Annotated in this window: 6 protein-coding genes; 1 reads left to right on the plus strand and 5 read right to left on the minus strand. The window is 54.9% G+C overall.

Annotation, left to right across the window (positions count from 1 at the left end):
• Nucleotides 1-136: 136 nt before the first annotated feature.
• The 3 genes from Q8902_07150 to Q8902_07160 form a co-directional block, all read right to left on the minus strand.
• Complete coding sequence (locus Q8902_07150; protein ID MDP4199331.1) at nucleotides 137-1,915, minus strand: T9SS type A sorting domain-containing protein; 1,779 nt, start codon at nucleotides 1,913-1,915, stop codon at nucleotides 137-139.
• On the minus strand, nucleotides 1,912-5,577 hold the full coding sequence (locus Q8902_07155; GenBank protein ID MDP4199332.1) for a hypothetical protein: 3,666 nt from the start codon (nucleotides 5,575-5,577) through the stop codon (nucleotides 1,912-1,914). The genes Q8902_07150 and Q8902_07155 overlap by 4 nt, the downstream gene beginning before the upstream one ends.
• A gap of 161 nt (nucleotides 5,578-5,738) precedes the next feature.
• Nucleotides 5,739-5,930 (minus strand): hypothetical protein, encoded by a 192-nt coding sequence (locus Q8902_07160; GenBank protein ID MDP4199333.1) that lies wholly within the window; start codon nucleotides 5,928-5,930, stop codon nucleotides 5,739-5,741.
• Nucleotides 5,931-6,236: 306 nt separating this feature from the next.
• On the opposite strand from Q8902_07160, the gene Q8902_07165 reads away from it, so the two are divergent.
• On the plus strand, nucleotides 6,237-11,009 hold the full coding sequence (locus Q8902_07165) for a hypothetical protein (GenBank protein ID MDP4199334.1): 4,773 nt from the start codon (nucleotides 6,237-6,239) through the stop codon (nucleotides 11,007-11,009).
• 64 nt (nucleotides 11,010-11,073) lie between these two features.
• Here Q8902_07165 and Q8902_07170 read toward each other — a convergent pair whose 3' ends face one another.
• A complete protein-coding gene (locus Q8902_07170; GenBank protein ID MDP4199335.1) occupies nucleotides 11,074-11,934 on the minus strand; it encodes a glycosyltransferase in 861 nt (286 codons plus the stop codon).
• 115 nt (nucleotides 11,935-12,049) lie between these two features.
• Nucleotides 12,050-14,149 carry a DUF1926 domain-containing protein gene (locus Q8902_07175; GenBank protein MDP4199336.1) on the minus strand — a complete coding sequence of 700 codons (2,100 nt, stop codon included), beginning with the start codon at nucleotides 14,147-14,149 and terminating at the stop codon, nucleotides 12,050-12,052.
• Between the last annotated feature and the right edge of the window lie 125 nt (nucleotides 14,150-14,274).

The raw sequence follows: 14,274 nt of genomic DNA on the forward strand, positions 1-14,274 counted from the left end.
TTGAGTTTAGAATTCATAATGGCACCACTTTCTTGAAAAGAAAACTACATTTCACTTCGATATTTGAGTTTAATTTTCATAATAGCACCATTTTCTTGAAAACTCCCAAACCCGTGTTCCCGAAAATTCAAAAATTCTATCGAATAATCTCCACCCGCCGCGACGCACTGAATCCGCCGCTCGAAAGCCGAAGATAGTACACTCCCTCCGGCATCGCGGACACGTCGAAGGAGCAAACTCCCCCTCCTGCGAAGCCAAGCGGAGTAGGCTGGGGGGTGGTGGTGGCGTTAACCAGGCGCCCCAGCATATCATACATCTCCGCGCGCAGCCCTGCGGGATTGCCGCTCACCCGGACCTCGATCGCATCCCGCGCCGGATTCGGCACGACGCTTACAATCTCGAACGGCGACTGGCCCGACATATAGCGAAGTAGTGTGGAATCGCCGCAGCCGGTGAAGTCGATCTCCACCGAATCCGGGCCGGCCACCGAGAGCGCGGCGCAGTCGCAGTTCAGGCGCTTGCCAAAGAGATGCGCGGAGTCGAGATAGACTTTGGCGGAGGACGCCGCAAGCACGGTGCGGAATGTAAGTTGAATAATTGGATTCGGAAGCTGCACCGTATCCGCATCCCGAATCGTGAGCTCGAGCACGCCGCCGCTCGAACTTGAATCGACAATCGTCCAAGAGGCAGGCAACTTCAACGCGCTGAGATCGAGCGACGGATCGAACCGCAAAACGAAATGCGCCGAGTCGATGCCGACCGATGGATTTTCGGCCGATGAGTAGTTGACAGTCACCGAATCGCCAACCGGTATCTCGATTTTTTTCGAGCCGTCGGCGAAAGCAAATCCTGTCTGGAAATACTGCATCGAATCGATGTTCAGCATCCAAAGCGTCATGCCTGTAGCATCTCGATTAATTATCGAGACGTACGGGTAGCGCATCCAAAAGCGGTGATCGTATAGGGGCAACTCGCGAGTGTCCCACGGTTGCCCGCAAAGCGGTACCCATGAGCGTGCCTGATCCCGGGATAAATAACAGCCATCCGCCATTTGCACGATCAAGTGTGCGGAATCGCCGCGAATGGTACCGGTTGTTCTGGGGTCTGAAAAGCTGGAAGGAAATGAGGAGACCACCGACCAGCTATCCCAAAGGTCATCAGTTCGAAGTATGTTGGCGTACATATCCGTAATCGCGAACTGAGTTTGCGTACCGGCGATTGCCACGGGTTGCCAGCATTCGCTGTCAATTGCTAAAGGCACCCAGCTCCGCCCGCCGTTAGTCGTGCGAAGCCATGGCGCTCGGAATCCATCTTGACCGCCTTCAGCGACTATACCCCTCAAGTCATCGTTGAACGCAAACCCATTATACCCAAAGCCTGCGTTCAGCACCGGCTGCCATGTCGAGCCTTCGTCCCAGGAGACTAAGAGGTCATGGGTACTCCCAAACGTGGACCAGGTCGAGAGAAACAGACCGCCATTAAGTTTGTCATAATAGATGCCATTGCCATAGCTATGGCTGCTCGCAAGGAACGTCCACGACTCGCCCTGGTTCGTCGTCTTATAGACGCCCTGGTTGTTTTCGGCAAACCAGCCGGTAAGACTATCCTTGAATGTGATATCGTTAGCCCAAGATCCAACACCTACAGGAATGGCACGCCAGGTAGTACCCCCATTGGTAGTCTTGAACATAACCTCCTCGAGTAGTTGGGCGGTGGTCACGCTGTCGATGCCATAAACAAATCCAACGCGCGGGGGGCCGGGCAAGTCCAGAAAATACACGGTGCCATTCGGCGCGGACCAATGCGCCGTTACCATGACAGGATGCCATTGTGCCTCCGCAGTCTGTAGCACACCGACCACGCTCAGCACGAGGCTGAGCGTGATCGAGCGATTAAGACAGTGCGGAACTCTCATCTTCCCACAACGGTAAAGAAGAAGTCGCGGTCATGCTGAGAGCAGCCCGAACCCATACCGTTGTAGGTGTGGACGAAGAACGAGTTTCCGGCTATCCTTGAGACGGTTGCATACCCGCATCCTTCTCCACCGTTCTCTTCGACGGTCACGTTGATAGCAGCAGTCGTTAAGGTTCTATTTGTGCCATCCGAATTGTAGCAGTCAATACGAATCTGGTACAACCCGAGCCCGAGATGCTGTATGAATGCGCCTGTCGCAATCCCGAAGCTGTTCGGGACGTATATTGGTACGCCAATCGCACTGGTGCCCGGCACATCCCCCCACGCATTAATCACATTGTCCTTGTATGTTGCGCCTTGAATAGGATCGTTGCGAGGCGGACCACCCGTTCCATTGCCGAGCGAATCGTGGACGATGGAATGGCCGTTATCGGAAACTTCGAAGGCGTTTGAGCGGTGGGCGGAATCGGCAGATGTCCCATTGCCGACAACGAAGGTCCATAGATCTCCGATCGAAGGAAGGGTATCCACGAGGGGACTAATATGATATTGAGTCCGCTTAAGATTTGCGTTGTACTTGCCCACAACTGTCTGAAATTCATACGCTTCAAGACCAATGCCTCCAGGAATCGCCGCACCCTCGCCCGTTGCGTGGTTCTCGTACCCCCCGCCAACAGCGCCGTAATGGCCGTTGACAGTATTCTTATACCCACCACTGATCGCGGCCATAATTGGGGAAGCATACAATGCATCGAGGAGTGATGAATCAATCCACCGCCCGTCCAGCCAGCCGATCGTATCCTGCACACCGCCGGCGATCACGCCGACGGAAGCCGGCGAACTGCACCAGCAAGAGCTGACCTGCTGCCGGTCGATGAGATTCCACAACCCGCCCCCGATCGTACTGTAGCGGGCTCGTATGGTATTTGTATCTCCACCAGAAATTGTGGAGGCGAAGGCGGCAGTGTCAATCCGGTTTTTGATGCCGCCTCCCATCGTGCCAACCGGACTTAGAATAGCATTGAATTGTCCACCGCTGATGGACGAAAGAAACGCGTTCGTGTCAATCCTATTGTTCCCGCCACCGGCGATGATGGAGAGTCCTGTGGTGTCAGTCATGATCCTGTTACCGAATCCACCTCCAACCGTACTCAGTGGCGAAGCGATCGCATTGCTCTGGCCTCCAGCTATGGTGCCGCCCACTGTATCGATATGATTACTGTCACCACCCGAGATCGTCGAGTAATCGGAGGAAGCACCGATCACGTTCTTGCGTCCCCCGGCAATGGTACTAATGCTCGAAAGAATCATATTGCTATCACCACCTGCGATGACCGCATGGTCCGCGCTCTTCCCGATCGCGTTCTTCTCGCCTCCGCTCACGGCTGCATACGTCGCCGCCGAGTCGATCAGATTATGCGAGCCACTCCCAATCGCAGAGTACCATGCCGAGTTGATCATGTTGAACTCGCCATCGCCAATAATACTATAAGCCGAGTTATGGATCGTGTCGGCATGGCCAGCGACAATCGCACCCGAATATTTCGGATTGGACCATGTCGGTGGATCGTGCCAGATGGCGTTATCATATCCGGATCCGATAAACGCCATAGGCGTTCCAATATAGTTATGCTGGCCGTTGCCGATAAATCCTTCCCATGCATCCGAATCCAGCAGGTTCCGATAGCCCCCGGCAATGCCGCCGAAGCTCTCATTGATTTCGATATTGCCGAAGCCACCACCGATCCAGTTGTGATCCGTCCACAACGCAATTCGGTTCGAATCACCGCCACTGATGGCATTATACGGACCTTGAATATAGTTATTCCGCCCACCCGCGATCACGCTGAAATCAGACACACTATCGAGTATGTTGGGCTGCAATATCGAGCCACCCGAAAGTATCGCCGCGCCGCTGAGTCCCGGTGCGATGGTGTTCGCGCTCGAACCGCCAACGATATTCGGCGAAGTAGTGCCTTCCTCGTACCGCATGACGCGTTGGTTACCGCCGGATGTATCAAGCGTGTTATTGTGGATGTGTATCTCGAAACCCATACTATCGAGCGTACCGATGAAGTTCGTTGGTGTGGTAGTGCCACTGTTTCCAGTGAGGCTCCAGAAATTGCCACCTCCCGTGCCAGTATCGACATCTTTCCATTCGAGCGCGACGGGATATGGAGTACCCGCGCCGCCGCTGCCAAGGGTCTTCACCGCCAAGACGCGACCGACCTTTGGCGAATCGATGGGAAGAGTATAATCGTATGAGTAACTTTGTGCACCTGCTCGGAATGAACTGAAGAGTGCGCCAGTCAAATTATAGGTTAAGGAAGTGTTCGCAGCATAGAATTTCAGCTTGCGCGCTCGATTGTCCACGTTTCCGAGCATGAGATCGACGTTACCGAAATATGCTATTTGCGTCGAGTCCGAAAGATTGGTAATCTTGGGTGGCGATGTTGTCTGGTCAGCATTGAAGCCGAAAGAGTACTTGCCAAGTTTGAGATTTGCACCCCCTGCAATAGCCGATACGCTCCCGGTTATGGTATTTTGCCGACCTCCACTGATAACAGCGTCTGTGTCCCCTTCGGATGGGAAATTGCCAATCGAGTTGAACTCTCCGCCTCCAATCACACTGAGAGAAGTCGTCCGATCGATCACATTTGTGTCGCCTCCGCCTATGACCGATGCGTCGCCGTTGATCCGGTTCTGATGCCCACCTCCAATGAAATTCCATCGGTGATTTCCATTGTCTCCAGAGGGGAGGAGGTCCGGATCAATATCATAAATCGTATTATCCTGCCCTCCCCCAATAGTGTTATGGGTAATGACAGGATTGAGTTCGTCGCCATCCCAGCCATCAAAGCCGAGCTTCTGGAATCCGTAAATTGTATTTAGCTGGCCTCCACCAATGAAATTGTGATGGACGTTGGTATCTCCGCCTGGTACGTTCGTTTCGATGTAATTATCCTCACCACCGGTCAATGTGTTCTTCCCCCCGCTTGCGGTTCGATTCTTAATCGTATTATTAAACCCGCCACCGAGGAAATCCATGGTGCCTGCCGAAACATTTCCGCTGCCTCCGTTTGCATTATCCCAAGTTTGGACCTTCGCACCCTTGCTGTTAATCGCCTTGTCGAGCGCGAATAGCAAACTCGAAGAGACGGGATCGTAGGTTGCTTCGATTCCATTACCTGCAGCGATGTTGAGGGAGGTTCCGTTGCCTGTCACCTTCTGGCCGTTGATGCTGATCGAGCCGACGTAATCCGTCGCCAACTTCGCGGATGTAATTGAGCTGTCTGCAACATTCATCGCAAGCGGCACGGCACCAAGTCGTGTGCGGTGAAGTGGCACTCCACCGTTCACCCCGACCGAAACCCTCAGAGACTTGTCCATATCAGATGCTTTCGGCAGCGCTTTGCCAGTGCCTAAGCTAAGATTGAACACTCCTTGAGTCACTTGAGTCACGAATTCGTCCGACCAAATCTGGCTGCCTCCAATTTCGGCGGTCCAGAGTGAAACGGCAATACGGAACGACCCGTCTCCCGGCGAGCCATCCGAATTCGTGATTGTGCCTTGATAGCTAATGATCGGGCCACCGCTGGACTGCGCATGGGCCGTGTGACTCAAGAACAACGAAACGAGTAATAGCACGCAGAGTCTCTTCATAGGATTTCCTCCTAATTATTGGGAGCGTTTGACACATCTATCCTCCATGAGACGAACCCTGCGACAAGAACAACTCGGCAAAGAGCACCTTGTTACAGGCATTTCAACAAAACTTGGCTACAACGATACAAAGATCCAACAATTCTATCGAATGTGCCTCCTTACCGCACTTCTTCCCACACCTGATCGCTCGATCGGTTCTTGAGCAGCACGGCGAAGCCATTCTTGATCCAATCGAAATAGACATGCCGGTAGCCATACTTGCGGTAACGTCTCCGGCGCCGGGGTCGCGCACCTCCACGAGGCCTCGAGCTTCCCGCTTGACGGGCCTGCTCCAACAACCGTTTTCTCATTGCCTCGAAATACCACGGAATAATCTCGTCTTTCCAATAGGGCGAAAGAAAAATGTCGTATTATTGCAATTGGCCGTTCGATTGCGATGTGCCTGGGGCGTCCGGTATACTGATTAGCCGCGAAGCAAGGCATCTCATTGAAGCGGTCCCGTCACGGTTTCGTCGCCGATCTTGCTGCGGATTCTTTGACCGCCACGACTTGTGCGTTCTGCCTTAAGACGTGTCATATCCTGAGTCTGGTCAGGTTCGAGTGTCCCCGCTGTCAAGACGGTTGATATTGACATTCCACTATTGAACCAACGAGCCATGAATATCTATTTGCGTTCTTCGTTGCTTGGAGCATGCGTGCTGCTTGTCTCTTTGCCTGCACTGCGCATATCCGGTCAGACTCTCCCCGGCACCGCCGTTGTGTCGCCAAAGCCAGTCTTGCCGGAACAACGAATCGGGACGGAGGTTAGGACGGACGTACCACACCTGATATCGTATCAGGGATTGCTTCGAGCGGCGAGTGGATTATCTGTTTCCGATGGAGAGTATACCATCACGGCTCGGCTCTATTCCGATGCGACCGGCAGCCATGAGGTTTGGCACGGCACATACACTGTGAAGACGCAGAATGGCGTCTTCAACATTTCACTCGGATCTGGCGAATCCCCCCTCCCTCCGCCGGCGAAACTGAATGTTCCACTTTGGATTGGTATTCAGGTCGGGGAGACCACCGAATCACTGCCACTCGCTCCGCTCTCGGCTTCGCCCTATTCTTTGAATGTTGCGGATAGCTCCATCACATCTCAAAAGATTAGCACCGACTATGTCAAGTCCATATCGGTCAATGGCGAACGAATATCTGGGACGGCTCGTGATGTCAACATCGTGACCGGCGATGGACTCCTTGCCACGGTTGATCCGGCCACGAGTTCGATTCTTCTGAAATCGCAGGGAGTTGTGCCGACCACTCAGAAGGGCGCCGCGACGCAAGGCAACACCGTCGTCAGCGGCACGCTGACCGTCACACAAGCGACCTACCTGAACACCACGAGCGGCGAGACTTATTTGGGCAGCAACAGCGGTGGCGTACGCGGAGTGCTCAACCTCGCTCCTGGCTCGGGCACGAACTATACGGCGATCCAGGCGCCCAGCAGTATGTCATCGACGGTCATTTACACGCTGCCCGCTTCGCAAGGCTCTTCGGGGACGGTGCTCACCAACAATGGCAGCGGGACCCTGAGTTGGACCGCCGGGGGAGTCACTGGGAGTGGCACTGCCGGGACGATCCCGGTCTGGACCGGAGGTACCTCGCAGGGGAATTCTCATCTTACCGATGATGGCACGACGCTCAATTACTATTCGGGGCTCTTTACCGTCGATGGCTCCGCAGGCAGCATTGCCCTTGCCGGAAGTCTCTCATCGACCGGAGATGCAACGATTGCCACTGGACCATTCACGACCAATACTTTCGGCAACGATGGCAATGCTGTGAATTCGATTGGAAACGGTTCCAGCACCAGCAATGCATTTGGCAGCGGAGGCTTTGGTACTACTAACGAGATTGGGCTGTATGCCGATGATAATTGGATTGGGTCTCAGGCAACCCGTAACTTTATAGGGCAAGGCGCTGGCAGAAACGATATTGGAAATACCGGAGGTGAGATCAACGCGATCGGCGCGGCCTCTTCGACCAATTACATCAGAGGCACAATCCACATCAACGACTCGACGGCCATGCCGACCTATATCGGTACCGCCGGGTCTGGCATTGTCAATATTGGCAATACGACTGGCGGAACGACTATCGAAGGCGCAACGCACATTAACGATGCGACAGCCGCTACCACCAACATCGGCACAGGCGGAACGGGCATTGTCAACATCGGCAATACAAGCGGAGGAACGACCATAACTGGTCAAGTTATCCTCGCCGGTCTCTTCCCTGGCACTCCCGCAAAGTATCTTGCGCTCAATGCTTCGAATCAAGTCGTGCTCGCAAGTGGCGGCGGGATCACTGGCTCAGGAGTGGCGAACCAAGTCGCCTACTGGAACGGAACGACCTCGGAAACTGGCAACTCCAATTTTACCTGGGATAATACGAACCAGTTGCTGAGCGTCGGCAACGGGTACCAGATCGGCGCAAGCACGGTGTTGGCCGATCCAGGTACGCAGAACATCTTCATCGGTGTCGGAGCGGGTGTGAGCAACACGGCGGGCAATGAGAACATGTTCTCTGGAGTCGATGCGGGTCACTCCAACACGTCGGGCGAACAGAATACCTTCTCCGGGTTCCAGGCGGGTTATGGCAACACGTCCGGCTCAGACAACACATTCCTGGGAATCTACGCCGGGTTTCCGAACACGACGGGCTACAACAATACCTACGCAGGTGCCCTGGCCGGTTTTGCCAACACGACGGGCATTAATAATGCTTTCTTCGGAGAGGAAGCCGGATTTGCCAACACGACAGGCTTTTATAATACATTCTTAGGTCAGGGCGCCGGTTTCTCCGAAACGAGTGGGTCGGGTAATGTCTTCTCCGGAGTCGATGCCGGATTTTCCACCACAACGGGTACCCAGAATACCTTCACAGGTATGCAAGCGGGTTACGCGAACACGACTGGCCAGTTCAATACCTTTACCGGCTTCAATGACGGATTGAACACAACCGGAGTCGATAATTCCTTCTTCGGTGCCCTTGCCGGAGGTACCAACTCATCGGGCCATGACAATACCATCATGGGGTATAACGCGGATGTCGGGAGTGCCGGCCTCTCAAACGCGACCGCCATCGGCGCAGGTGCGGTCGTCGCCAATAGCAACACGATCCAACTTGGTAACGGCAGTGTGACAAAGGTTAATACATCCGGCGCTATCCAATTTTCCGGCGCGCTCATGCCGAACGCCTCGGCCGGCACGACCGGGCAGGTCCTGACTTCGCAGGGACCGGGAACCCCTCCAATCTGGGCTCCTGGCGGCGGCGGAATTACAGGCTCTGGTACGGCGAATCAGATTACCTACTGGAATGGAACGAGCTCCGAAACCGGCAGTGCAAACTTCACATTGGATACAACAAACGAGTTGCTGAACGTTGGCAGCGGCGATAATATTAGGAGCGGCTATCAGATCAACGGAAGCACCGTACTTGCGGACCGCCCGAATTACGACATCTTCGTTGGGGTGGGCGCCGGAACAAGCAACACGACAGGCGCGAACAATACCTTCCTGGGATACTTGTCTGGTACCACAAACGCCGATGGTTCCAACAATTCGTTCTCAGGCTATGAGGCTGGTTACTCGAACACATCCGGTTACGAGAATACATTCTTGGGTTCACGGGCCGGTTACAGCAACACGACGGGATATGACAATGTGTTTACGGGACACTGGACTGGTCTTTCCAACACGACGGGATTTAACAATACGTTCTCCGGAGACCATGCCGGTGCTGGCAACACGACAGGCAATTATAATACGTTCTCGGGCCAGCTCTCCGGCACTGCCAACTCGACAGGCTCCTATAATACCTTCACCGGATCCCAGACCGGGGAGGGCAATTCCTCGGGCGCATTGAATACGTTTACGGGATACCAAGCCGGATATTCCAATACAACCGGCAATAATAACACCTTCGAGGGGGGGGCCGTCGGGTATTACAACACGACAGGGTCTTACAACATCTATATCGGACTGACGACCGGTTACAACAGCTCCACGGGCTCGGATAACACATTCGTTGGAAGCAGTTCCGGTATTACGAATACCACAGGTGGCCATCTCACGTTGCTCGGCTATTCATCGGATGTCGCAAGTAGTGGATTGACGAATGCCACGGCTATCGGCAACGGTGCGGTGGTCGCCGCGAGCAACACAATCCAGCTTGGCAACGCGAGCGTGACACTCGTCAATACGCATGGAAGCCTGCAATTCGCCGGCGCACTCATGCCTAATGATTCGGCGGGCACGACCGGGCAAGTGCTGACCTCGCAGGGTCCCGGAGCACCGCCGGTTTGGACATCAGGCGGAGGCGGCATCACCGGTTCCGGTGCAGCGAACCAAGTCGCATATTGGAATGGCGCGAGTTCGGAAACCGGCGATGCCAACTTCACTTGGGATGGCACACATGAGCTGTTGAACGTCGGCAATTCCGGTCTTGGCGGCTACCAGATTTATGGCAGCACCATCCTCTCGAGTCCGTGGGGATGGTATAACATCGCTTTGGGAGCGGACGCCGGAGTTCACAACACCAGCGGCGCTCAAAATACATTCCTGGGTGGTGGAGCGGGTAACCAAAATACGACGGGCCACGATAATATGTTCTCTGGATCGTACGCTGGCACTTCCAACACGTCTGGCTATTCCAATACCTTCTCGGGACCATACGCCGGTGAGTCCAACACGACAGGCAATTCCAACACGTTCTCGGGACTTGAATCCGGTTTATACAACACCACGGGTTCTAACAATACATTCGTCGGAGAATACGCCGGCTCAAGTAACTATGGCGCCGTTCGCAACACAACAGAAAGCAACAATACGTTGCTGGGTGCTTCGGCACAGATTGGACTTGCGGGCATTACAAATGCCACAGCGATCGGCTACGGAGCAGTCGTCGATACCACGGATGAAATCCAGCTTGGAAACGGGTACATGAAGTTGGTCAATACCTCGGGTGCTTTCCAATTCTCAGGTGCGCTGAAACCAGGTGGATCGGCTGGCACGAACAATCAGGTGCTTACTTCGACTGGCGCGAGTAGCGCTCCCGTCTGGCAAAATGCCACGGCGCTACTTGGCTCGGGACCATTGGTGGTCAGTTACGCGTCCGTTGCGTCCGGCAGCAGCCTTACCGGCAGTTCTGGGTCGCCGTATGGCTACGCGGTCGTCGACGTGCAGGACGATGGCACAAGCGCCCCGGCAACACTGACATTGCCTACCGGCGCTCCGAATGGACAGGTACTCATGGTAACAACGGAGGACGTGCAGGGACTCATGATCACCTCCAGTGCAATCAGCCTCATCTATCCGACACAGTCCGAACGCTTCATCTGGACGGGTGGCGGTTCGGGTTCATGGAAGCGAGAGACTCCATAGGAAGTAACGGGTGGATGTGTAATGCATAGCGGGTGGCTGGAAGCGGCGGCTCGCTATGCATTCTTTACCGGACTTCTTCCCACACCTGATCGCTCGATCGGTTCTTGAGCAGGACGGCGAAGCCATTCTTGATCCAATCGAAATACACATGCCGGTAGCCATACTTGCGGTAGCGGCGCGGGGACTCATAGACGAGCAACGCATGATCGAACCGAATGCTGCCGATCGAACGCAATCGGCGATAGAGATCGAAATCTTCGCCAGCGGCCATGCCGGGATTGTATCCGCGCAATGCTTCGAAGGCTTTGCGGCGAACGATCTGGCACTCGCCGCGGCCCATGCCGAGTCCAAATGCATTGCAGATCTTCACATAGCGATTGAAATACGCATGGAACAGCCGGTCACTTAATCGCCGCTCTTCGGGAAACACTTCGACACGCGTGGCAATCGCGGCGAGTCCTTCATCGACAGCAAACCGCTGCTGCGCGCGTTCGAGAAATTGCGCGGCATCGGCCAGCAGCGTATCGGCATTCAGGAAGAGCAACAAATCGGCACGCGCAAGTGAGGCGCCACGGTTGCGCCCTTCGGCAATCGTTTGCCGCCACGCGCCTTCATGCGTCGCAATGGAATCCGCGTAGGCGGTGGCAATCCCAATCGTGTCATCGGTCGAGCCTCCATCGCTGACGATAAGTTCAAGCGCGAATCGCTGCCGGATCTCGGTAGTAAATTGCGAGAGACACCGTTCGAGTAGTTTCTCTTCGTTCTTCGTCGGAATGACAATCGAAATCGCAGGCTCCGCCTGTCCCGATCCGGGAAGTCCGATTTGGATTGGCTGCTGCCGCGAAGCGCGCTTGGGTGTCATCGACATATCAAACACTCCAAAGAGAAGCTCATTCCAACTGTCATTGCGAGCAGTGCGAAGCACGGTCCCGTGGTATCGAGGGAAGCAATCCCTTGCCGCGAAGCCAAGGGGCTTCCCGAGCGGGATTGCTTCTCTCCACTTCGTTTCGCTCGCAATGACATCATCAAATTCTTGTTTGCTATAACGACTCAAAACCTACCGTCATCTCAGCCTTCCATTTCTTGTTGCCTGGCAGATCAATTGTCCATATAGGCATCAGAATCGATCCTTGAAAGATCCGCTCGAATCCCGACTCGCTCGTCGAAACTGTTTCGATCGGGAAGCGGATGATCTGGCTTGCGCTCGGCGCGTGCAATGCAATTGCCAGCCGCAAGTACTCATCCACTAACCGCAAATGTCCTCCCTGAGTCGAGCCGCTGCTATTCATCTGCGGCTCGGCAAGGCGCACACCGTTCGATTCGAAATAGCGGTCGGGCGCCGTTGGCGCAAGCAGATTGAATGCCCATTCGGACGCAAAGCACAAACGAACGGGCTCCGGCGATTCGTTCGTAAGCCGGTAGGTCACAATTATCTGACCATCCTGCAATGCCAGCGTTTTCACCATGTGAACAGAATGCTGGTCAACCGTACCGGATCTTGAGAGTGACAGCACATCGCCCGCATAATTCGACTCAAATCCCGAAGTCACGAAATCGCCGAGTTCTTGATGTTGATTCGTCCGCAATGCCTCCGCGGTCATTCCCGGCGCGAAGAAATGCTCGATCAGCGAACCTCGCCGGTAAGCGTCATAGATCAAAAGCTTTTCGAGTCCCGGCTCCTTCGACTCGACCATATCATGGATCGACTTGGTGCCTTCTTCATGTGGCTGACGTGCCACCTCGGTCAGTTTGCGATGATAGGCTTCCTCACGGCGCGAGATGACATTCATCGCATGGAATTGCCTCGGCTTGAAGTCGATCTCCGCGATCATCCCGCCGAGCGATGGCTTGACGTAGAGCGATAGCTCCCGAGATTCCAGAACGATCTCATCGGCGCCATCGCAATCGATATCGCGGGATTCCATGCGAACGCCGGAGAGTTGCTCCGCTTCGTCGAGCAACCGGTCCGCGCGGACGAGCGCGGAGTAATTCGCATGTCGTAAGTTCGGCAAATACGCGCCGCCAAACACGCCATGCCAATAGGGATCGTTACACTGCGAAGCGAGCAATTCGTGCTCGGCCTCGGCAATGTCAAGTCCAAGCGCGCGCACCGCGGCACACCGCTCGCTCGTGCGCAACATGTGTTTGTGCAAGTGATTGACTTCGGGATACTTCGCGAGGAACGTGCGCCAGTATCCACCACGCACAAATGGCATCACATGGTCCCACCGCTTCTCATGATGTAGTGAGTGCACGAAGTCTTCGTGCTCGTGCGTTCTGCGCGCGGTTGGCAGCGACCACTCGTTCATCTCGGCATAGCTTGCGTTTGGCAAATACACGCGGCCGCGCGGCGGAAGTGCGTCGATCACTTCCCCGGGATGCATCATGCGAATCCAATCGGAATTCTCATCAAGCTTGCGGAATAGCTCTTCGAGCCAACCCGCATGCTCGCCTGAACCATAGACATGATCGTAGGTGCGCGGCCACACGCCGAACTTCTCACCATCATCGGCAAAGCTGACGACATTCGTGTCGTTTTCGCTGGAGGCATCCCGCAGTACGCGGATTGTCTCATCGACTGCAGCAAAGGGAATCGTATACCGGAGCGCCTTCGAGATCGGAAAGACCGCGAGCGTTTTGCCCAAGTCTTCCGTCAGATAGTATCCATTCAAATCCTCCTCGCGCAACCCCGCATGGAGGAAGTGTGTATCATCGAGCAGCACGTAGCGCATGCCGGCATCGTGCAGCGCCGATGCGAGTGGCTGCTCCCACACGCGCTCGGCCAGCCACATCCCACGCGGCTCTGTGCCGAAGAGATGCCGGATGCGCTGCGAGAGTAACGTGATTTGCTTTTGCTGATCGTTCGCGGGAATCACCGAAAGGATCGGCTCGAAGAATCCGCCGGAGATAATCTCCATCTGTCCACTCGCGACCATCGCGCGCAATCGCTTGATGTGTTCGGGATGCTTTGCCGAAATCCAATTGAGCAGAATGCCGGTGAAGTGCGTTGCGAAGCGAATGGGGTAGCGCGCGGCCAACTCGAAAAACGGCCGGTACGATTTCTCGAAAGCCTCTTCGAAGACATGATCGAAGTTGCCGAGCGGCTGGTGGTTGTGAGTGGTGAAGGTGAAGATGACCATGGGTCCGAAACTGAGAATAGAACCTGGATTACGCGGATTGAGGGTGTCGCAACCATGGTTGCGACAGATTACACGGACGATTTGCCGGATTTGTGAGTGGTAAACGCAAGAAGGGCAATGAAAAG

It is taken from the genome of Bacteroidota bacterium, assembly GCA_030706745.1.
Classification (GTDB): domain Bacteria; phylum Bacteroidota; class Ignavibacteria; order Palsa-1295; family Palsa-1295; genus PALSA-1295.